At 40.0% G+C, this 21,257-nt stretch carries 16 protein-coding genes and 1 pseudogene; 9 read left to right on the top strand and 8 right to left on the bottom strand.

The annotated features are described in order from the left end of the window. The first annotated feature begins 137 nt into the window (after positions 1-137). The 5 genes from EHQ52_RS05095 (at position 138) to EHQ52_RS05115 (ending at position 5,751) form a co-directional block, all read left to right on the top strand. Positions 138-1,421 carry an imelysin family protein gene (locus EHQ52_RS05095; protein WP_135614183.1) on the top strand — a complete coding sequence of 428 codons (1,284 nt, stop codon included), beginning with the start codon at positions 138-140 and terminating at the stop codon, positions 1,419-1,421. A 61-nt stretch (positions 1,422-1,482) separates the two neighbouring features. Further along, positions 1,483-3,057, top strand: a complete 1,575-nt coding sequence (locus EHQ52_RS05100; protein ID WP_135614184.1) for a di-heme oxidoreductase family protein — start codon at positions 1,483-1,485, stop codon at positions 3,055-3,057. Between the two features lie 11 nt (positions 3,058-3,068). Next, complete coding sequence (locus EHQ52_RS05105) at positions 3,069-4,319, top strand: imelysin family protein (protein WP_135614185.1); 1,251 nt, start codon at positions 3,069-3,071, stop codon at positions 4,317-4,319. Positions 4,320-4,438: 119 nt separating this feature from the next. Continuing rightward, positions 4,439-4,855 (top strand): MAPEG family protein, encoded by a 417-nt coding sequence (locus EHQ52_RS05110; RefSeq protein WP_135614186.1) that lies wholly within the window; start codon positions 4,439-4,441, stop codon positions 4,853-4,855. 176 nt (positions 4,856-5,031) lie between these two features. Next, the gene (locus EHQ52_RS05115; RefSeq protein ID WP_100724850.1) at positions 5,032-5,751 is read left to right on the top strand and encodes a phosphate signaling complex PhoU family protein; all 720 of its coding nucleotides are present in this window, start codon (positions 5,032-5,034) and stop codon (positions 5,749-5,751) included. A gap of 20 nt (positions 5,752-5,771) precedes the next feature. Here EHQ52_RS05115 and EHQ52_RS05120 read toward each other — a convergent pair whose 3' ends face one another. The 3 genes from EHQ52_RS05120 to EHQ52_RS05130 are packed head-to-tail and all read right to left on the bottom strand — an operon-like array spanning position 5,772 to position 8,128. Beyond that, positions 5,772-6,713 (bottom strand): DUF1554 domain-containing protein, encoded by a 942-nt coding sequence (locus tag EHQ52_RS05120; protein ID WP_135614187.1) that lies wholly within the window; start codon positions 6,711-6,713, stop codon positions 5,772-5,774. Positions 6,714-6,719: 6 nt separating this feature from the next. Beyond that, entirely contained in the window at positions 6,720-7,433 is a 714-nt protein-coding gene (locus EHQ52_RS05125; RefSeq protein WP_135614188.1) for a hypothetical protein, read from the bottom strand. Beyond that, the gene (locus EHQ52_RS05130) at positions 7,430-8,128 is read right to left on the bottom strand and encodes an alpha/beta hydrolase (RefSeq protein WP_167492179.1); all 699 of its coding nucleotides are present in this window, start codon (positions 8,126-8,128) and stop codon (positions 7,430-7,432) included. The genes EHQ52_RS05125 and EHQ52_RS05130 overlap by 4 nt, the downstream gene beginning before the upstream one ends. Positions 8,129-8,415: 287 nt before the next feature. On the opposite strand from EHQ52_RS05130, the gene EHQ52_RS05135 reads away from it, so the two are divergent. Beyond that, complete coding sequence (locus EHQ52_RS05135) at positions 8,416-9,186, top strand: LamG domain-containing protein (RefSeq protein ID WP_135614190.1); 771 nt, start codon at positions 8,416-8,418, stop codon at positions 9,184-9,186. 97 nt (positions 9,187-9,283) lie between these two features. On the opposite strand, the gene EHQ52_RS05140 is transcribed toward EHQ52_RS05135, so the two are convergent. The 3 genes from EHQ52_RS05140 to EHQ52_RS05150 all read right to left on the bottom strand — a co-directional run bounded on the left by EHQ52_RS05140 (position 9,284) and on the right by EHQ52_RS05150 (position 11,145). Beyond that, a complete protein-coding gene (locus EHQ52_RS05140; protein WP_135614191.1) occupies positions 9,284-10,438 on the bottom strand; it encodes a YheT family hydrolase in 1,155 nt (384 codons plus the stop codon). 75 nt (positions 10,439-10,513) lie between these two features. After that, positions 10,514-10,909, bottom strand: coding sequence for a type II toxin-antitoxin system death-on-curing family toxin (locus tag EHQ52_RS05145; RefSeq protein WP_135614192.1), 396 nt, complete (start codon positions 10,907-10,909; stop codon positions 10,514-10,516). Next, positions 10,906-11,145, bottom strand: coding sequence for an AbrB/MazE/SpoVT family DNA-binding domain-containing protein (locus EHQ52_RS05150; protein WP_135614193.1), 240 nt, complete (start codon positions 11,143-11,145; stop codon positions 10,906-10,908). Before EHQ52_RS05150 ends, EHQ52_RS05145 begins: the two co-directional genes overlap by 4 nt. A 290-nt stretch (positions 11,146-11,435) precedes the next feature. On the opposite strand from EHQ52_RS05150, the gene EHQ52_RS05155 reads away from it, so the two are divergent. The 3 genes and pseudogenes from EHQ52_RS05155 to EHQ52_RS05165 all read left to right on the top strand — a co-directional run bounded on the left by EHQ52_RS05155 (position 11,436) and on the right by EHQ52_RS05165 (position 13,232). Then, the gene (locus tag EHQ52_RS05155) at positions 11,436-11,672 is read left to right on the top strand and encodes an AbrB/MazE/SpoVT family DNA-binding domain-containing protein (protein ID WP_135615653.1); all 237 of its coding nucleotides are present in this window, start codon (positions 11,436-11,438) and stop codon (positions 11,670-11,672) included. Beyond that, the gene (gene mazF / locus EHQ52_RS05160) at positions 11,666-12,007 is read left to right on the top strand and encodes an endoribonuclease MazF (RefSeq protein ID WP_135614194.1); all 342 of its coding nucleotides are present in this window, start codon (positions 11,666-11,668) and stop codon (positions 12,005-12,007) included. Before EHQ52_RS05155 ends, mazF begins: the two co-directional genes overlap by 7 nt. A gap of 390 nt (positions 12,008-12,397) precedes the next feature. Continuing rightward, a pseudogene (locus tag EHQ52_RS05165) lies at positions 12,398-13,232 on the top strand (helix-turn-helix domain-containing protein). Positions 13,233-13,414: 182 nt separating this feature from the next. Here the strand turns inward: EHQ52_RS05165 and EHQ52_RS05170 are convergent. Beyond that, complete coding sequence (locus EHQ52_RS05170) at positions 13,415-13,876, bottom strand: hypothetical protein (RefSeq protein ID WP_135614195.1); 462 nt, start codon at positions 13,874-13,876, stop codon at positions 13,415-13,417. Continuing rightward, complete coding sequence (locus tag EHQ52_RS05175) at positions 13,852-21,174, bottom strand: SpvB/TcaC N-terminal domain-containing protein (RefSeq protein WP_244244796.1); 7,323 nt, start codon at positions 21,172-21,174, stop codon at positions 13,852-13,854. The genes EHQ52_RS05170 and EHQ52_RS05175 overlap by 25 nt, the downstream gene beginning before the upstream one ends. Positions 21,175-21,257 lie beyond the last annotated feature (83 nt).

The raw sequence follows: 21,257 nt of genomic DNA on the forward strand, positions 1-21,257 counted from the left end.
TTTTTTTGAGACTTATTCTCACTTGCAAAATCAAGCCTGTCCCAGGAGCCGGAGGGAGTCATCCCCACAGTTCATCTCTGGCCCCGGCCGGATTTTATCCGGACCGGGGATTTTTCCAAAATTTAAGGAGATTTCCCATGCGGAACATCCACACAAAAATATTTTCAATTCTGTTCAGTGTTACTCTGTTCGGTTCCTTAATTTCTTGTGCAGGTCCTGGCAGTGATAACTCAGCCGCAGCGCTTTTAGGTCTGGATATTCCAGCCAGTGCAACTAAGCCTCAATTTTTAAATCGATATGCAGACCTTGCTTTCGAGTCCTATACCCAAGCAGAATTAGATGCATCCAACTTAGCTGCTGCAGTGGATACTTTTGATTCTACTGCAACGCCTAGTGCTTCCGATCTGACCAACCTCAGAAATCTTTGGGTTAAAGCTCGCGCAAGTTATTTGATCACGGAAGGTTTCCGTTTCAGTAATGGTCCCATAGATAACGATGCCGTGCTTGCATGTGACGGTGCAGAATGCGAAGGTCTTTTAAACGCTTGGCCTTTGGATGAAGACGCAGTGGATGATTATATCGCGGCCGGTGGTAATAGCGTTACTGACTTTTCGTCCATCGCTGCTAAGATTGGAGATACTTCATTAGGTTCGGACGATGATGCGGATAAGGTCGTTTTAACTGGATACCATCCGATTGAATATTTACTTTGGGGAAAAGATACAAGCAACACTACAGCGGGTGTTAGACCTGTCAGCGATTTTGCAGACGCGACTGCTAATGGTGCAAGACGTAGACATTATTTAAAAACAATCACTGATAGATTAGTTGTTCACCTTGGTTTGATCAAGGACGAATGGGAGCCAACTACTGGAAGCTTTAGAGCAACATTCTTAGACTCTGCAAATGTAAATACTTCTGTTGGAAGTATCTTCCAAGGATTAGGTTCCTTCATGGCAGGAGAATGGGGTGGAGAGCGTCTTACTGGTGTGATCGGAGAAACCCAAGAGGAAGAACATTCTTGTTTCAGTGATACTACTAAAGCAGACTTCTATTACGATGCACAAGGTGTATTGAATATTTGGACCGGAAACTATAGCATCAAAAAAGGTGTGAACATCAGTTCTGGACCAGGACTTTCTGCAATATTAAGCCTTAAACAACAAGGCGGGATCCAATCCGAGATCGAAAGTTCTAGAAATCTTTTCTGCATCAATCTTTCTGACACAGAATCCCAAGACCCTAACTTTACAACCAGCTGCCCTGCAGGAAGTTTAACTCATAGATTCGACCAAGCAATATCTTCTGCAGATAGCCAACACGGTTTATTAGTAAACGTGCAAAGATTGATCGGTTCAACATTGAACAGAGATTTTGTTTCCGCAGCAGCAGCGATTGGGTTCTCAGTAGTTCCGGAATGATAGGTCTTTAAATGACTCAACAGGTTCGGTTCCTGTGAAAACCTCCGAAAAATAGAAAAATATGAACTGTGATAAAAATCTAAACTTCGGTTCCGGAACAAATCCGGAACCGAATCCATCTCTGGGACGTTTAAACAAAACGATCCCGATCTTACTATTTATTCTTCTAAACTTTTTTTACTGCGGCGGGAAAGAAGGAACAGATCCTCTTGGAATCGCAGCAGTGATCGCAAGCCAAACAAACATCTCACCGGATCCGGGAGAAGCTTTCTCAGGCGGATACGGCACTAGATTCATTTCCAATGCGACTTCTTTCGATACTCCTGTTGTAAACTTAAGTTCGGATGGAATTAAATTCAATACTGGAAATAACTTTTTCAACAGAACTTGGGTAGCAGAGGGTAATAGTGCCTCCTCCGGTTTAGGACCGACTTTTAATACAAGTTCTTGCCAGAATTGCCATGCAGGAGACGGAAGAGGAGCACCACCTTCCAGTGGAAGTTTATATAGCACAGTAGGAATTCTGATACGACTTTCTAAAGTTGGAGTTTCAGATCCTACAACAAATGGACCTGTAGGACTGGATGACTTCGGATTACAATTGAATCATAAAGCAATTGGGTGTACTGGCCCATTCACTTATGATTCTAGCTTTAATTGTAATGGTACTACTGGCGCAAATTTCACTCCGCCAGAGGGGGTTGCATCAATATCTTATACAGGTGCAGCTATAGTAAGAAATTACACTTCAGGTGGATCAGTAACCTTAAACACTCCAGTATATTCTATTAGCTGGAATACAAATATCGCAGTAGCTCCTGCTTCCTTCAATTTTTCTCCAAGAACTGCTCCTATGATCCCTGGTTTAGGTTTGTTAGAAGCAATTCCTGAGTCAACTATCCAAGGCTGGGCAGATCCGACTGATTCGGATGCGGATGGAATATCAGGAAAAGTGAATATGGTTTGGGACGCCAAAAATCATAAAAAGGTGATGGGGCGTTTCGGTTGGAAAGCAAACGAGCCAAGCTTACTCCAACAAAACCAAGGAGCTTTTTTAGGAGATATTGGAATTACAAGTCCATTATTCTCTACAGATAATTGCCCAAGTGCACAAACACAATGTTTAGCAAAAGCTTCTGGAACTGCAGAACCGGAAATTACTGCATCAATTGCAGACTCTGTGAATTTTTACACCAGGTTGGTCGCTGTTCCTGCCAGAAGAAATTTATCTGATCAGGATGTGATCGATGGAAAAGTAATATTCTCATCCATCAAATGTGATGCATGTCATAAACCTTTTGTTCTTACTGGAAACGTTCCAGGACTTCCTGAACTTTCTTATCAGTTTATCAAACCATATACTGATCTTCTTTTGCATGATATGGGCCCTGATCTTGCAGATGGACGACCAGATTTTGATGCTGACGGACAAGAATGGAGAACCCCTCCTCTTTGGGGTCTAGGACTGATCCAAGAAGTAAATGGGCATTTAAAACTTATGCATGATGGAAGAGCCAATGGGATAGAAGAAGCAATCCTGTGGCATGGCGGAGAAGCTGATGCAGCAAGGAATGGTTTCCAAAATCTATCTTCCACCGATAGACAAAAGCTGATCAAATTTTTGGAATCTTTATAGGAGAATCGGCGATGAGATCCATATTATATAAATCTTTATTTAGAAAAACATTATACTTCATTTTAGCGTCCTTTATTATTTCCTGCGGTGGAGGAAGCAAAGATCCTTTACTTTTACTCGCAGCTGGACCAGGAAGTTCCGCATTTTTAGAACATACTGGTAAATTCGTGATCATTCCAAGTTTGGAACAATTAACTACGGATACAGCAGCCTTAGAAGCAGCTGCTATTACTTATGCCGGGACCACCAATGTTGGAAATCTTGGGGCTCTTCAGACAGCCTGGGATCAGGTACGAGTTTCCTTAAAAAAAGTAGAACCTTACTATTTCGGACCGGCCGGTAATCCAACAGAGTATTATACTAAGATGGATGGGTTTATCAAATCAGGAGCAAGACCAAGTGCTAACTTAGTAAAGCAGATCATCGATGGTACAGTCACCGTTTGTACTGCTACGGTTACCACTATCAACAAAACAAATTTAACTGCCTGCCCGCCAAAATACAAAGGAATTGAATCTCTTGAAATCCTACTTTTTGACTTCGATTTCAGCAGAACCACGATTGATTCAAATTCGAATATCAATACTGCAAACGCAGCTGAATCCAGAAGAAGAGATTATATTTTAGCTCTTGCCCAAGTAATCAATCAGGATGCATTAGATTTATATAATAAATGGCTTCCTACTGGCGGAAACTTCTTAAATGAATATACCACTGGAACCGGGATTCAATTTCGTTCTCAGGGAGAAGCTTTTGATACTTATATCCAATCTCTCGGAAATTTAGTGAATCAAATCCAGGATAATAAACTTGGGAATGCTGCTTGCTTAAGTGTTTCTTGCTCAGGAGCTGGAAAAAGACAAGAGCCGGATCCAGTCTTCTTAGAAGCGATCTATTCCAGAGTTGCTTATGAAGATCTAAGAGATAATATATTAGGGATCCAATTTGCTTATTTAGGTGATCCTGCAGATCCTAAAATCAGCTCTATGTCAAAACTAGTCAGGGCACAAAACTCTTCTTTAGATGATGATATCCAAGCTGAGCTCACGAACTTTAAAAATATGATCGATGCAAAGATCAGTGGTTCTGCCGATTTGTTTGCAGAGATTGATGCAGATGGAAACACTATGAATGGAACAAGCGTCACTGCAAATGTAAAACCAATTTGGGACCAGGCAAAGATCTTGAAGAACCTGATGACCATCGATGCGTTCTCTGTTTTGGGAGTTCCAAATCTTCCTTCTTCGAACGACGGAGACTAATCCTGTTATAAAATACTAATATATATTGTTTGAGATAAAAACGATATATATTAGTATTCCACTCCAACTTACCAAATTTGTCTTGCCAATCTTTCCGTTAGACTTTTCTCTATCGGACTATGTTTAGTTCTCTATTTCCATTAATCGCTTTTACTGCTTGGACCATTCTACTCGTACTCATCGTAGTATCTTTTAGATCAGCACAAGTATTGGCTGGCACTAAAAAATCAAATGAGTTCCCTGCGTGGATCCAACATGGTTCCGATCTATATTGGAGGTTCCACAGGGCTCACCTAAACTGTGTAGAAGGTCTTCCTGTTTTTGCAGTTTTAGTTTTAACCTTTATACTTTCAGGATACCAAAACGATACTTTTGATCTTCTCGCATGGATCGTATTCGGTGCAAGAGTGCTGCAAACAACTGCACATTTAAGCGGCGGCGGTGTTTGGAATGTGAATGTAAGATTTACTGGGTTTATAATCCAATATCTTTGTTTTACCGCGATGTTGGTAATATTAGTACGCTCCATTCTTTGATATATAAAAGAACTTCTTAGCTCAACGCGACAGCGATGCGTAGACCTTTAGTCCGGGCTTTGCCCGGATGAGCGCGAATGCGCGAAGTCGAAGCAGCGCGGTTCCCGCGAAGCGGGAAGTCGCTATTAAAAACCTCTTGACCGTTGTGTACATTCGAGGTTAACCTTCGGGGAGACATGGCTTCCAAGTTTGATTATCTACGTAAAAATCTTTATGCAATGGCGGAGCTATGTTTGGAACAAGTCCTGATCTTGGACGATGCAATCGAACAGGAAAATCCCGATCTTGCTAAACAAGTGATCGAAAGAGACGATCTGATCGATAGTTTAGAAAAACAAAACGATAACCTTTCCCAAAATGCAATTTTAGAAGCAATCGCAAACCGCAACTTACTCGGGATGGACCAAATCGACGGGGAAGTTATTCTCAAAAAAGACCCTCTTCGATTCGCACTCTCTTCCATTCGTATCAACAGAAGTTTAGAAAGAATGGGAGACCAGATCGTAAACTGCGCTACCTGTTACAGAAGAGGACTTCTCCCAAAAGGATTTTTCAGACAGGAAGAAATTTTGGACAAGATGCTCTCCAGAGTAGTTACTCTTGTAGGAATGGCTGTAGAATCTTTGGTAGAAGAGAAAAACAGATTTTATGGTTCAGTTCATACTGTTGAGGAAGAGCTGAACAATCTATGTCATGCAGCATTCTTAAAGTTTGTATTGGATCCTAGACTGGATAAAAACCAATTTGCAGACTTATACAGAATGATCTTAGGGATAGAAAGAGCAGGAGACTATGCAGTCAACATCGCAGAAGAGTTGGTGCGTTTGAATACAGGTATGGACATTCGCCATCTTTCCGATCCGGTCCAAGTCACCGAAAAAACAAAAGTTTCTTAATCTATATTATAAAAATCGAATTATTGCTGAATACAAACTACAGATTTAGGCGTATCACAAAAGTCAGGAGTTCCAGTAGATATCCCTCCGACATTTGGATCGGAGTTACCTCCAAAATTACCTTGGTCAGAAGGGTTACTAGAAGTCCAACCTAGGCAGGTACTTGCAGTAGACCAATCCGTTTGTAAACCAGTCCAGTATCCTGCGGCAGTTGCACTTATTCCACTTCCGGTCCCGAAAGCAAATAAAGCATTTCCATCCGTTGCAAACGCTTTAACAAAAGTACCACCTGCAAAATCTATATAATCTTTATTCGGCTTTAGGACCCAATCAATCTTAGAAGGCATTGCCCTTCTCCAGGTACCTGCTACCGCAAAAGTTTTATACGTCCCGGAAGGGAGCCCGCTGCCAAACAAGTTATTCGCTTCATTCTGACAAACAAAATCAGCAAAACCACCGGAGCCGAAATTTCCAGCATATGAAACCGGTGTGGCAAATAGGAATTTATCATTATCCTTTTGTACGATTGGATAAGGGATTGTCTCCGAATCAGGAGTAAGAATGGAGATCACAATAGAATTATTTGTGGAATCAGTATCGTCAGATGCCCCTGTTATAGTCAAGGTCTGAGGGATATCATAATCTGAAGGAGTAAATATCAGACTTGATGGAGAGACGGAAGCTATTGCAGGATTACTACTGGAAAAATTATAAGTCACTGAAGAAGAATCTGGTTTATGGACCAAGGAGATAGATAAAACTAAAGAACTGCCTTCGGGAAGAGAATTTCCTCCAGTAATGATAAGTTCCCTATCACATCCATTAATTAAACAGTTAATGATCGCATTTTCATAATATGCTTTTGTGTTCGGGTCTCCAGAATTTTCAGATTGGATCGCGCAAGAAACCTGAAAAATCGAAAAGCAGATTGTAAATAATAATGAAACCCGCTTGGCGCACATAAAAGTTTAAACTGGGTCCTTGGATCTAGAAGACTCTGCACCATTATTGGTTTCGAAACCTTCTCCCTGCTCTAGATAACTTTCTAATTCCTCTTTTAAACCGTGAGGAAGTTGAAGTCCGGAGCTTTCTATTCTTTCGTTGTATTTACTAAAAGAGAATCTATGTCGAGAAGTTCCAAGATAAACACTCAAGGCTTCTGAGCCCCATTCTAAAATGTCTCGGATATATTCTTCATTCTCTTCTAACTTCTCCGCATAAGGAATAAAGAGAGGTCTATTCACTGGACGACCAATAGTTCTATAAAATAAAAGCCTTCGGAGGACCTCGTGGTCTTTCCAATTACCTGTGTCGAGTGCTCTTTCCACCATTCTAAGATTGATACAATCTAAAAATTCTATCTTTAGATTTTCGTTTTTTAATCTTCTGCGAAGACTTGCTTTGATCTCTTCGGATTCGTATAAAAAATTAGGACAATATTCAGGACATTCTTGATCCTTATGTAAATCACAATAATGTAATAGAATACAATCTATATCTGAAGAAGGTTCTACGATCCCAAAATTGATCGAACCTAAAATTTCTACACCGGTACGAAAACCTTTATCTTCTAATTCCTTTAATGCAATGCGGCAAGCCTGCATTCTTCTTAAAGCTTCTTTGGTATCGTAGTTACGGTATTTATTTTTAAGGGCTACGTATTTTTCTATCAGATAGGTCATTCGAACAATTCTCGCAAATAGCGGTTCATACCGTGTAATACTATCTCAGGGATTTCATGTCCACCCGGAAATGCCAGTAACTCACCTTCCCAGCCTGCGTCTTTTAACACTGTTTCTAATCTTTTCGCGGCAGGATAACCGAGCACAGGGTCCATTCTACCATGGCTTTGAAAAAATTTATAGCCAGGAGTTTGTTTTGCAAATTGGGACCAATGAGTCTCATCCAGCAAAGTTCCCGACAGAATGACAAGACCTTTGGGCTTTTTCTCCGCTTTAAGAGTAATCTCGGTCGCAAGCATAGAACCTTGGGAAAAACCACCTAAGATAATCCGATCCATTGGAACATCTAGGGCCTGGATCATCTCTTCTACCTTTTGTTTCGCCTCTGCCATACCGGCCGGATAACGTTCGAAAAGTTCCCTGGAACCACCTGCAACCATGGCTCTTTGCAAAGCTTCCATATCGATAGGGAACCAAGCCTTACCATTATAACCTGGAGCGATCGGGACTTCTAAGATCCCATCTGGAAAAATAAAATTCGTTCCTTCTGGAACATCCATATATGAATACAAGGGAAGAAGATCGAACGCATTAGCACCGTAACCGTGCAGAAAGATAACATAGGGCCCTTGCGGATCGCCTGGAATACGAGCAGCTTTCACAGGACCTAATTGAACGAGTGGGATATCATACATGGTTTCCTTATAAGGGATCAGTTCTAATCTGGCAATATCATAATTAGAGTAAATTTATAGATCATTCCACCCGCTAGGCAACGATCACGTAGAAGTCTAAATAAACGAATTTAAAATTTATAATATAGCCTTACCGTCAAATCGATATTTGACGCTTTAACAGGAACTGATTAAAAGTCGAAAACTCTCAAGTGTTCTTCGGAATGGAATTTTCATAAATATTCCGAAATAATACTTTCAAAAGAAAAAGTCATCCACGTAAATTGTTATGCAAATCAAGAAACTCTATGCGAATTTTCTTCCGTCTCCTTATTCTTTCCTGCCTTTATACAAATTGTGGAACCTACTTACTGTTAACCAACCAAGAAGAAAGCGACCGATCCATATTTAAGGATTTAGTTGGTCTGAACTTTATAGATTCTTCTTTTGGACTTGTTCATTATTGGCCATTAGATGGTGATTTGCAAGACAAGGTTGGCGGATTAGACTTAGTCGAAGTCGGAGGATCTCCTACACTTTCAGCCGATAGATTCGGGATAGAAGGCAAAGCCTATTATTACGACGGACAAGGCGCAATCCATGAATCCATAGCACAGGGTCCCCTTTTTTTAGATGGAACAGTTTCTTCATTTACGATCAGCGTCTGGGTAAAAGGGAAATACCGAACCGGGGGTAACGGAGGCGATTCTATCTTTCTAAGCCAAGGAGGAGGACTCGGAATGCAATTATATTATTTCTCGGGAGAAGGATGCACCGGTAGACTAAGAGTTTTTACGAATAACGGAGGTACTGGGGACGTCGATGTAGCAACAGAATGTAAAACTCCCGAAAACTTATGGTATCATATGGTTTTCACATGGGATATACAGACGCAATATGCATCCTTATATGTGAATAATGTATTGGTCTCTTCCAAAAAATTCGGAAGTTTTCGTCCTTGGGACACTGGTACCGGGATCGATTTCGGAACTTCTTCTTTATCATCGCAGCTATTTCAAGGAAGTATAGATGAAGTTCGGATCTATAATCGGGTGATTTTTCCTGTTTCGAGTTTGTGAGGAGTCGGAGCACCGAGGAGCAACAGTGTTGCTCCGAATGCGAGACTCGGACCTGGGTGACGCAAAGCGGAACTCAGAGTCCGTGCTGCAAAAACAACTAACGCTTTTTCGCAGTCTTAGCTTTTGTCTTCTTTTTAATTTTAGGCAATTGGTCTTGAACGGCTTTAAAATATTCGCATACAAGATGATCCGACCAAGATATCGCTTTCCATCCTTCAAAATATGCAATATGGCTTCCTCTTTTTGTATAAACATGGATGGAATTAGGAAGGTTTTCCAACCAATGCAAATTTTCTAGAACATTCTGATTTACGCAAATAGGATCATCCTTTGCATTCAAGATCATGATTGGAGTTCTAATATTTTTCATTACCAATGCGGGGTTCGAATGCCTGTAATATTCTTCCTTATCATCAAAACCGGAGAGGCTGTGCAAACGATCTTGGAATTCACCCAGGGTCTTGGATTCCAGGACTTCCTGAAATCCTCCTAACGAAGATAAGGTTTCATAGTGGCGTTTCAAAAAATAATTAATCAATCTTTGGCCCATGATCTTACTATAAACCGGATGAACCCTATGAAATGCTTTTTCGATATCATATGCGGGTGAAATTGCAACAGCAGCATCTAATAAACTTTTAGTCCCAGATTCTCCTAGGTATCGAGCAAGCAACCCGGAACCAGCAGAGATCCCTACTCCAAACAAAGGACTATTCGGAAATTTTTTCTTAATATATAAAAGTTGTTCTTTTAAATCTGAACTAGAACCCATCGTATTTATTTGCGGCTTAGAAAGGGGAAGATTTCCATGTCCTCTCCTAATACAAACAACAGAAGCCCATTTTAACTGGGCCTGGATTGCTTTCACAATAGACTTAACATCTTGCTCATCACCACTGATTGTATGAAAAACAATCGCGATCGGATGGGGATCTGTTTTTTTCTTTCCTTTAATATTGGACCAGGCAAGACCAGTGACTCCACCGTCCTTCATTCGAAGATGTTCCAGCTTATCGTAATGAAAAAATTCGGAACGATACTCTCTAAAAAGTAAGAGCGCTAACATTAGATGATTATTGAAACACCAGAACGTAGGAAAATATTTTCTAGTTAAACGAGGGCAATTTGCAATTACCCTCCTCACAAACTCGCCTTCACCGAACTGAAGAACGGGCTTTTCTACCACCTCAAGAAAATAGTAAAATAAAAATGCGAGAATTAGAAATAGAAGAAAAGAGAAGAATGGGAACATTCAATAATCCGAATGAAATTACTTTGGGAAAGAATAGGCGGAGAAAGGCTAGGGTCTATTACTTTATAATTTTTCCTATTTACGAGGATTTGAACTATCTTTTAACCAGATCAAGAGATTCGATTCATTAACACTTCCTTCAGCAACTCGCAATATGATTGAAACGACTTCTTCTTCGCGAACGTCTATACTAAAGCCATTTAATCCAAGAAATACATAATTTGTGATAAATGCGACACGTTTATTACCATCAATAAACGGATGGTTCTTTGCTATACCTATACATAATGAAGCTGCTAAATCGAAAATACTAACAGACGAATCATACGACCATTTGTTTTTCGGACGGTCAAGGGCAAACTCAAGGAGTCCATGATCTCGAATCCCTTGAGATCCTCCATGCTGTTTTACTTGATCTAAATGTATAGCTTCGACTATTTTCCTATTTAACCATCTTGGCTCTTTTTTCATTTAGCCAATTCTCTTAAGGCATTCCGGTATTTTTTAGAACCCTCTTGATAAATATCCATTGCTTCTTCAAAGTCAGGATCATATGGCGATAGAAGAATACCTGCTTCAGTTTCTAAAAGAAAGACGGTATCACCTTCATGGAAATTATACTTTTCCAGAAGAACTTTAGGAATTGTAGCTCCTGCAGAATTTCCAATTGCCCTGATCGTTGTCTTTTTTACTGATGAAGTATCCATGTTATAACAATAGTAATAACTTCATAAATTGCAAGTAATTTTATCTTATAGGGGGAAAGCCTTTCTCCGGGTATCCTCAGTTTGCGAACCCCGGACCGGATTTTTATAGTTCGGAATTTTGAAACAAGCTGCGATTCTCACTCAGAGCCGCAAAGACGCAGAGGATCTCGCGCGCTTGCATGGGCGAAGGTTCGCAAAATCCGCGTAGTCTGGAAAATTTTTCTTTATACAAATTTAACAAATCGACTAAATTTTCGTTGAAGTATATACAATGTATATATAATTACTTTATGGAATCGATTATTCAAAAATGGGGTAATAGCCTAGGTATTAGGATCCCAAAGGCTATGGCTAACGAATTGGAATTAAATGATGGTAGCCATGTAGAGCTTCAATATGAAGGGGATAAAATAGTAATTTATCCGATGAGAAAAGCTTCTTTAGAAGAAAAGTTAGCAAGAATAACAAAACAAAATCTTCATTCAGAGGTTTCTAGCGGATCTCCGGTTGGTAATGAAACTTGGTGAAAAAGAGTAAATATACCCCTGAAAAGGGGGACATTGTATGGCTAAATTTTACTCCTCAAGCAGGGCACGAGCAAAGAGGGCGTAGGCCAGCACTTGTTCTATCTCCAAAGGAATATAATGCCAAGACTGGTTTAGCAATTTTTTGCCCAATCACTAGTAAAATTAAAGGTTATCCGTTTGAAGTAATAGTTAAATCTAAAAAAATAGATGGGGTAGTTCTCTCTGATCAGATAAAGAACTTAGATTGGACTATTCGTGAGGCGGAATTTATAGAACCGCTAAATAAGTTACTATTGAAAGAAGTTTTAGATAATCTTAAATTATTAGTTTTTTAGTTTAACGGACTATCGTAACTAACTTTCAGTGCTTCCACAGCGCTTCAGGCTTTGTCACGAGCTTAAGTCTCATCAATCTGAATCACTTTCAGGTGGGATTTCTCTTCTTCTGCCCTCATGGGAGGTTCTCCTTTTTGAAATTTGTTTGGTTACAATCTCAATTGGCAAGGAAAGCCTTTCTTTGAATTACTAAATGTGCGAAAGATTTAGGACGTTATCAGGCTCAGGGGAAGTTTAAGTTAAATACTAACTCCGTGCAACTATTTTCTATAAAGCCTTATTCTGTGCTGAGATAGTATTGCCTGACAGTCATCGAAAAACCGGTGGCCCCAGCTTCTTCTGAAAGAAAAATGATTTTAACGACAAAATTATTTACATCAGGAGAAACCGATGACCACCAACACCAATGCAACAGTTAAGGCAACCAGACGAAAGCTAAATTTACTAGAGCTTGCAAATGAATTAGAGAATGTAAGTAAGGCCTGCAAAATCGTAGGATATTCCCGTCAGCAGTTCTACGAAATCCGAAGGAACTTCCAAACCTACGGAGCAGAAGGACTTTTAGATAGAATCCCAGGAGCCACTGGACCCCTCCAAATCGAGTCAGCGAAGAAATCGAAAATGAAGTATTAGAGTATTCTTTACATCATCCTACACATGGATGTTTAAAGGTTGTTCAACAACTTACCCTTAAAGGCGTTAAGGTCAGTTCAGGTGGAGTCAGGGGGTGTTTGGACAAGGAATAAGCTCGTTACCAAACGCCAAAGACTTCTAAGACTCGAAGAACATCATAGAGATAAGATCATTCCTCTCAATGAAAACCAGATAAGCCTCCTTGAAAAATTCGACCCTGAATACAGAGAAAGGCACATCCAAGCCGATTCGCATGGGGAAGGCTCTTCAATGACAAAATTCCTGTCACTGCTGTTCAGACTTTGAATAACGATGTTCTTCCTTTCTTCGAGGAACATAACGTTAAAGTTGAGACTGTCCTTACCGATAATGGTCGTGAGTATTGTGGGCGAGAGGATAAACATCCCTTCAATTAGAAGACATCGAGCATCGAACCACTAAAGTTCGAAGGCCTCAAAGCAATGGATACGTTAAGCGACTTCATAGGACTTTACTTGACGAGCATTTCAGGATCGCAGGAAGAACTCCTTTTCAAGTTTTCGTCGAGGGTATTAGGACAAAAGAATCGGAGGTCGACCAAGCAGAAATTTAGAGCAAGCGTTCAGGAGAAGTGTAAGGTGAATACTAACTCTCTTTCACGGAACTCCCGGTACCTTGAATGCAAAGAATGTCTTTAAGTATCTGACTATGTATCTCAATGAAAAAAATTAAAGAGATTTAAATCATCGTCTAACCGTGGAACAAAAGTGAGAATTGCGGAAATCATAAGAAATTTCACATAATATTCAAGCTTTTATCTAAATATGCCTTAAGCGTTACCTTCCGAATAGAAATCATAGTTGATATCCAAGAGTCAAAGTTATCTCCGAAAACTAGCTTTGTGACATTTTTTGGATTAATTATTTTACCCCATTCCGTTTTAAAAATAATAGTTCGCTTTGATTTTAAATTTATAAAAAAGTAATCTGGTTCATCTATATCTCCCGCATAACCTATAATAAAAAAATGAGATGGCCATTCCTGAGAATTATAGCCTTCCTTTCGAACCTTTAAATTTATTGTCGCAATATCATTCCACGACGTGAGTAAATCGGTTTTGAATCTAGGGTCCTTAGAGTCCTTAAAAGGATTACGAGCAACTACATCTAAGTATTCCTTTGGAAAATCATAACCTATTACTTGTTCGAGTTTTTCGTAAGGCTCCGAAGTCATCATTTTTCCCCAAATTGCTTCCATAATTTTTTTGTAGTTTCTTTATGAAAGTTCAACAACATTTCTTTTGTAGGTTCAGCATTTTTCAACATCTTACGGAAACTTCCCCATTCTTTACTAACAAATTTATGTGCATCCTCACTTAATTTACGCAAATTGTTTATTTTGTTCGGATCAAAATTTTTGCCCATTCTGTGGGCCCATTCCAATGGAATTTTATGATCAATTTGGTAAGGTATACGTTTCCCTAACTCCTTAGCATTCTTTTTAGCAAGTTGATAGACTTCATCAGTTTTATCAAAGATCCTGCGGGCTTGCCTGCGGAATGCTGCTTTCATCGGATCTAATAATGCCTTCCCCTTATTTGCGAATTCAATTCCCTTTGCAGCCCAAGTGCCAGCTTTGTATGCGTTCCTTGCTGAACCTGCTCCGCCAGGCAAAACTGGAACGGCTGTAGCAAAGCCATCGTATGCTAACGCAGCGACATCAATGGCTGCTCCAATATAGTCGCCTGTTGCGACATCTATTCCTATGTTAACAATATCTAAACCGACATTAAAAGCATCCCATGGCGTTTCTGCTACGTGCCCCGTTGGATCCTTATATCGAATCGGATTCCCTGCGACATACGAGAACCTATTCCACCCTTGTGTACTACGAGCCCCATCGATCACACTATCGGCGCTCGTAAACCTCGCGATCTGCGGATCGTAATATCTTGCATTATAAAAATAAAAATTAGTCTCTCTGTCTAACTCCTGAGAGTTATACTTCGGAGCAAAATCTAACGTTCCTCTTTGAACTAAAGTCTCCCCATAAGGCTCGTACTGCATTCTCGAAAGAGTATGAGCACCTTCATCTAGTACGTGAGCAACTGAATCCACTTGGTCTGTTAAGAAGTAGGCAGTGACTCCATCTTCATTCAGAGCAGCAATTCGAACTCCATTTAGATAAACGTTATTAATAGAACTTAATATATTTGTTTCTTCGGAATACTCTAATCCGTAGAACTTGCTTGGATATAGGATCTCTTGGTTTTTGAAACTCGCTCCGCTTGGAACTAATGCTTTCTTACGAACTCTAAATCCACCTTCATCATACCAATAATTACCAATTGTTGTGCTTAACGCATCTTGGACCTGTGTGATCCTATTCTGGGAATCTACAGTAATCATCTTGGTAAGATCTTTAAAATTATCCCGCTGATAAGTCATGTTCCCGGAGGAATCGTAACTCATTACCAGGCGATCGTTCCCACTTTGTGTGGAATCTATATGAGTGACTTGGTGGTTGGAATATTGGTAATTCCACTCATCTATGAGGGTATTATCGTTAAAGTTATGATTTCGTTTTGCGAGTAGGTTCCCGTTCTTTGCATACGCAAAACTTTGGCGGAAGGTTTTTGTATAATTATCTGCAGATTCTTGGTATTGTCCGTCTGCTGCTACAAGCCTGTTTAATCCGTCGTAGCTATAGTTATATGCGGTTGTGTATTCGCTGGATGTGTTTGTGATCCCAGTGATATTATTTCTGCTATTGAATGCATAGACTGCATCTTGGAGAGTTTTTGTGGTTCCATCCACATCCCCTACTGAGTTGATACGAACTAATCTCTGTTTTACATCGTATGTATAATTTGTTTGGATACCATTCCCAAGTCCAAACCCGGAAGTTTGTCCGAACTCGTTGTAAGTAATATTTTCTACGATGGTTTTACTGCAATATCCTGGGATTACGCTGTTTGTGTTTATTTGGACTGAAATTCCTGTGATATAACCTGCAGTTCCATAATTATAGCAGGCTTTCATCCGTGTATGATTTACTGGATGTTCTGGGTAATCAATAGAAGAGACACGGCCTAGTAAATCGTATTTATATTCTGTAATATAAGGTCCGTCTGCGAGTTCGATCGTTAGATTCTTGATATTTCGAGTTTCTTTCTTCGCTCTACCTAATTTGTCGTAGCTGAAGGTTTTGATCTGAGCAGAATCTTCTACCTTTACTAGTTTTCCAAGAGCATTCTCAGATCCGGAACCACTATCATAATCGAAATAAACGATTCCTTCTGGAATTTCTTTTGTGATCATCCTTCCAAGAGAATCATAAGTAAAACTAGTCGTGATTCCACGAGCGTCTGTGGATTGAGTAGTATCCCCGAATGCGTTATAAGAAGCAGTGCTAACTCCGAAATCAGGATCGCTGTTTTTCTTTAACCTTCCGAAAGCGTCGTATAACCAATACGCCTGGTTTTGGCCGGAAGTGTCTTTTGCATTGATCCCGCTTGTATCGCAGGATAACGCTCCTCCGTTCATGTCGGACTTTTTGATCATCTTTCCTGCAAGATCAAAACAAAAACCTATCTTTGCGTTGGTCCCGTCTGAACCAAAGTCTTCTATATAAAGAACCTGGCCTTTTCCATCTTTTACGGTTCTTTTGCTTGTTCCACCACTATGAGTTTCAATTGTCTCAAACGGATCGTTATATGTAACAGTTAATGTAGTTGCTTCTGTCTCTCCAGCAGCAACTGGAAGAATGGTTTTCTTCGCTCTTCCTATGGCATCGTATTCAATATAACTTGGATTTCTTTCTTGGGCATGCAGAACAAATATGTCAATCTCGCCTGCATCTGCCCAATCCGGTTGTCCAGAACGAATGACTTGTCCATTTCCGTTGTAAGTAATCTTTCCGGATCTTACAAATTGTCCGTTCGATCCAGTTTTGACTGTATGGACAACTCTTCCCATACCATCTTTATAACCGCGAAGAGCAAAACTTGGATCTGCTCCCCCTGTCGGGAAAGTAGTTTTGGCGCTATAAGGAAAATTAGATCCATACTCATATACTGCTAAAACCTTGGTTCCGGAATCTGTATCTGCACTGGATTCTACAAGTCTTCCAAAATCATCATATTCGAAATATGTTTTGTTTCCATTTGGATCTGTGGAATCTTCCGGAGAACCAAAAGCTTTTCCGTAATTCGTAGTATATCTGGTTTTAAGTTGGATAGATCCACCGAAACTTGTTTGTTCTTTTACGAACTGATGAAGTTGGTCGTCAAAAACGTAGGAGGTCCCACGATTTGGACTCGCGCTTGTGTTTTTTTCTTCCGTTTTATTCCCGTAAGTATCGTATGTGGATTCCGTAATATTCGCAGGAACAGAAGGTAATCCACTTCCTGTATAGGTCACTGCATTGCGAGTCAGATTCCCTTGGGAATCGTAAGTAAGATTGCTTGTAGTTTCATAAGAAGAACTAGATAAAGAAACTGTCTTTTTAGGACGTGTTTGGTTCGTTGTAGAATCAGTTTCGAAATCTGTAACTGAAGTAAAACTTTGAGAAGGGTGAGCAGAATCCGCATAATGATCTGTGCTTACATCCGTCTTCTTTGTTAAATTGTAACCATTAAAGACCACAGAACCTTCTGAAGTAGTGGTCGCTGTTCCATTAATAAAATTTTGAGTTTTACTCATACGAGCGAGATAGCTGATCTTTCCGGTAACAGTTTCAATTTGTTGGATCTCATATGTTTTCTTAGAAGATCCGTAGTCCTGATTATCAGAACCGATGATATGCATTTCTTTTTCAGCACCTGAAAGTGCTCGGTTATGCATAAAATTAGAATAAGGTTGGCTGAAATAAGAATGAACCGTTCTGGAACCGGTTGCATCAGTCATTGTAAATTCTGTGAATCCGAATGCGTCAGTTTCCTTTTTACCGTTGATGAATGCGGAGAAAGAAACCCCGTTTTTATAACTGTAATTCTTAGGGATGGTGTTCCCAAGTCCATCTTCTAATATAATCTTTGTGCAAACCCTATAGTTAATCGAAAGATCCGGGATATTATCTCCACCGTTATTATCAAACTTGGTAGAATTATCATATTCTAAAGTGTAGGTTCCACCGATCCCGTTCTTGACCTGTTCGATCACATCCGGAACAGTTCCTGTTGACATTGCAAAATACCAAGTTGGTTCTTTAAGATGGATAATCCCTATATCAGTGAGTCCATCTCCGTTATAATCCCCTTGGATCCATTCGAATGGATATACTTTAGTCATTAGATCCGGACGATCCATGGACAATGCAAATACAGGAGAAGCCGCAGCAACCACCTTACTTTGAGAAAGATCATAGATCTTATTCTCTCCATCAGAAACAATGATCGGATTTCCTCTATGATCGAATTGATTTGAGAATCCTACAAATCCAGGGCCATATGCGGTTCTTGCAACAGTAGTTGCAGTAATTCTAATTTTAGAAAATACGATGGCGGCAGTATCGGTTGGATCTTCGTAAACGATGGAGCTTCCGGATACTTCCTCAAAGAGTGCATATTGGATTCCAGCCTGACTTGTTTTATCATAAACTGTAGTGGATACGGGAACCTTCACAGAACCGGTCAGAAGTTTGAAGTTGATCGCAGTAGAGCCTATGGTTCCCAAATACCATTTATGTGCTGTTTCAGTTCTATCTACGAGTAAGATCTGAGCCTTTCCAACTCCTGCAAAATCTCCGGAAAAAATACTGAAAAGATTTCTTCTGTTTCGGTTGGTTTCGTTTCCTACTTGGAATAAATTCTGAAGATAAGAATCTGATACGTCGCCTGAAACTGTTAGATACTTAGTTCCACTTAGTCCTGTGAGTAAAAATCTTTGAGAGCCTGTACTCGTTTGATCGTTCAAGATCAAAGTAGACTTAGAAGAAGTTACATCAAAATAATCAATTGCATATGCACTCGAATTAATATCGAAAGATACAACTTGTGAATCTGCAATGCTGGCAAGATCCGTTCTTTTAAAAGCGTTCCCGCTATCTTGGGTCACGACGAAAAATTTGCTAGTGCTTCCAAAGTCTCCGAAAAATAAAACTTCGTCGCGAGTGTTTACAGTATAACGATCTGCTTTGCCACTATTTATCGTTACGATCCCTGCTGTTTCCGGATTAAACCCAGTAAGAACCGCTTCTGTAAATGTAGAACCCTTCTTAAAATCAAATACGCCGGTTTTTCTATCAAAAAGAAGTAACTCAGGAGAAGCAGAGCAATCGTTTGCTGTAAAACATCCTGGATATGCAATTTCCCCTTTTCCTGGGTTGGAGTTCCCATCATATTGATAATCTAAAAGAACTGTTTTTGTATCGGAAGAAGTGGAGAATACTCCAAATCCTTTTACAGGTTTTACCTCATCCAAAGGAAGAGGAGTTTTCATTACTCTTTCTTGGTTCGGACCATAGCTCATATCGCTATAAACTTTATATCGGAATCCGTTAGATGTTGCTTCTCCGATCCAGAACTTTCCATCTGACTCCGAGAAAAATCCTACGTCAGTCGCACCATCTCCATTGAAGTCCCCTTGTAACCAGCGAGTGATCGTTTTGAATTGAGGAGCCTTGGACCAGATCTTGAAATTTATAGTCTGGTTTATTGTTTCTCCTAAAGTCCATTCTCCGGAAGAACGATCGAATAGTAAGAAATCAGAAGTTCCGTCTCCGTTAAAATCGCCAGAGAATTGATCGTTAGAAAATAAAGCCTGCTCAGGTGCAGTAAATACTTTGTATAATACCCAGTTGGTAATGAAATAGATAGAACTTGATTTGTCTGGATTTCTGAGATTTTCTCCTACAAACCATTTCCCAGTTCTCTGGTCATAAAGAGAGATATCAGTAAGTCCATCCGCGTTATAATCTCCGCTTAAAAACTTAACCTTGGCTCTATCTTTTCCATCGATACTTGTGTCGTTTGTGCTGACACTATCCAAGTTCGCATTCGGAGAATAATCTCCTCTGAATACGTTTTGGAATTTTTTACCCACTTTCAGAAATTCAAAACTTCCACCCTTGTTTAACATCAAAGTCCAAAGACCAGTTGGCTCATCGAATAGTAAGGAATCAGAAAGTCCGTTTCCGTCATAATCTCCCGGAAACCATTCCATCCGGAAAATATCCGGGATCCCACTCATCAATCTTCCATAATTACGAAATTGGAATACTTGTCCGTCATGTTCTGCGACTATAAAGTCTTTGGTTTCAGGAAGATAGAATGCAATATCAGATCTTCCGTCCCCATTAAAATCACCGCTTACATTTCCTTTGAAGAATCGGATCTTAGAAGGACCATCATAGTTTTTATAACGGTTCGCGTAGGTCTTGAAATTATATCCGCCTTCTTTTCTTCCTTCTGCTGCTTTCCAATTTCCGGTTTGAGGATTGAAGAATACAATGTCCGAAATCGCATCTCCATTAAAATCACCTTCGAAATACTCAGTAGAATTAGGAAGAATTTCAGGTTCGCTGGAAGCTTGGTTTGCTATATTCTGCCAAGCTAATATTCTTGCAGAGCTGCTATATTTAAATTCTGGTTTTGTAGTGTGACGGTCCGAATCTACAGTTTTAAGAATAGGTCTTCCTGAGTCGAAGGAAGTATCATATACAAAAGAATACGTCCAAAGTTTTCCACCAGTCCAACCAACTTCTATTTTATCTAGAAGTTTATCCATGACCATTGTGAAACCAGGAGCCTTACTTACATAAGAATCTCCTCTTGACTTTGTTATAAATTTCACATATTGCTTCGCAGGAAATCCACTTCTGCTATTCCCAGTGTATTTGATCTCTTGGATATACAAGTTTCTCTTTTCGGAATACTGGGAAGTATCGTAGGTAACCTGCATATAGTTTCCGTTCCTATCTTCCGTTTTAGAAAGATACCAACTATATGTTCTGGAAATTTGGTTTGGATCATAGATCCGATTGGAAGCAGAGTCGCCATAGATTGTTTTAGTCCCACCGGAATCCAAAACCTCCCAGGTCCCTCCATTCTCTATATTCGTTAATTTTAATAATGCAAAATCTTCTTCCGTGATCTCGGGTCTATACACCCCGTTCTCATTAGAAGTGGAACCGGAAATTTTAATAAGCCTTTTTCCGTTCCAAGTAAATGTATCTCTGGAATCATAGAACAAAGCTCCATATTCAGGAGTCCTTGTAATTGCCCCAAGACCAATACTCCAACCAATCCCGGTCCATCCATCTCCTCCAGTAGAAGAATAGGATAACGCAAGGCTTGGTTGAACTCCTGCTCTTCCCGCAGGAACCTGTATTGGGTAATTTAAAGAAACCGCTCCATAATTATTCGGCTCAGGGGGTGCGATAAAAGAAGCTCCGGCTAAGGCATCTGCCTTTGTTTCCGGGTCGTCTATTGCTTCGCTGTAGTTTGTAGAAATAGAAAATAGATCACTTCCTTCCGGTGCAGGTGCGGAACCCGGGGACAGAAAGGAGGTTCCAGAAGGGAGAACCCCCGCAAATCTGAAGAGACGATTCATCATGTCCGATCCGCCGGAGCAGGAATTAAGAAAGAGGGGAAAGGTAATAGATAAGACCCAAAATCTTAAAGAAGTTTGTGACTTAA

This window comes from Leptospira koniambonensis (assembly GCF_004769555.1).
Lineage (GTDB): Bacteria > Spirochaetota > Leptospiria > Leptospirales > Leptospiraceae > Leptospira_B > Leptospira_B koniambonensis.

Coding starts and splice junctions, on each gene's coding strand:
- EHQ52_RS05095 (WP_135614183.1), top strand. CDS start 138: ATGCGGAACATCCACACAAAAATATTTTCAATTCTGTTCAGTGTTACT.
- EHQ52_RS05100 (WP_135614184.1), top strand. CDS start 1,483: ATGAACTGTGATAAAAATCTAAACTTCGGTTCCGGAACAAATCCGGAA.
- EHQ52_RS05105 (WP_135614185.1), top strand. CDS start 3,069: ATGAGATCCATATTATATAAATCTTTATTTAGAAAAACATTATACTTC.
- EHQ52_RS05110 (WP_135614186.1), top strand. CDS start 4,439: ATGTTTAGTTCTCTATTTCCATTAATCGCTTTTACTGCTTGGACCATT.
- EHQ52_RS05115 (WP_100724850.1), top strand. CDS start 5,032: ATGGCTTCCAAGTTTGATTATCTACGTAAAAATCTTTATGCAATGGCG.
- EHQ52_RS05120 (WP_135614187.1), bottom strand. CDS start 6,713: ATGTGCGCCAAGCGGGTTTCATTATTATTTACAATCTGCTTTTCGATT.
- EHQ52_RS05125 (WP_135614188.1), bottom strand. CDS start 7,433: ATGACCTATCTGATAGAAAAATACGTAGCCCTTAAAAATAAATACCGT.
- EHQ52_RS05130 (WP_167492179.1), bottom strand. CDS start 8,128: ATGTATGATATCCCACTCGTTCAATTAGGTCCTGTGAAAGCTGCTCGT.
- EHQ52_RS05135 (WP_135614190.1), top strand. CDS start 8,416: ATGCGAATTTTCTTCCGTCTCCTTATTCTTTCCTGCCTTTATACAAAT.
- EHQ52_RS05140 (WP_135614191.1), bottom strand. CDS start 10,438: ATGTTCCCATTCTTCTCTTTTCTTCTATTTCTAATTCTCGCATTTTTA.
- EHQ52_RS05145 (WP_135614192.1), bottom strand. CDS start 10,909: ATGAAAAAAGAGCCAAGATGGTTAAATAGGAAAATAGTCGAAGCTATA.
- EHQ52_RS05150 (WP_135614193.1), bottom strand. CDS start 11,145: ATGGATACTTCATCAGTAAAAAAGACAACGATCAGGGCAATTGGAAAT.
- EHQ52_RS05155 (WP_135615653.1), top strand. CDS start 11,436: ATGGAATCGATTATTCAAAAATGGGGTAATAGCCTAGGTATTAGGATC.
- EHQ52_RS05170 (WP_135614195.1), bottom strand. CDS start 13,876: ATGGAAGCAATTTGGGGAAAAATGATGACTTCGGAGCCTTACGAAAAA.
- EHQ52_RS05175 (WP_244244796.1), bottom strand. CDS start 21,174: ATGATGAATCGTCTCTTCAGATTTGCGGGGGTTCTCCCTTCTGGAACC.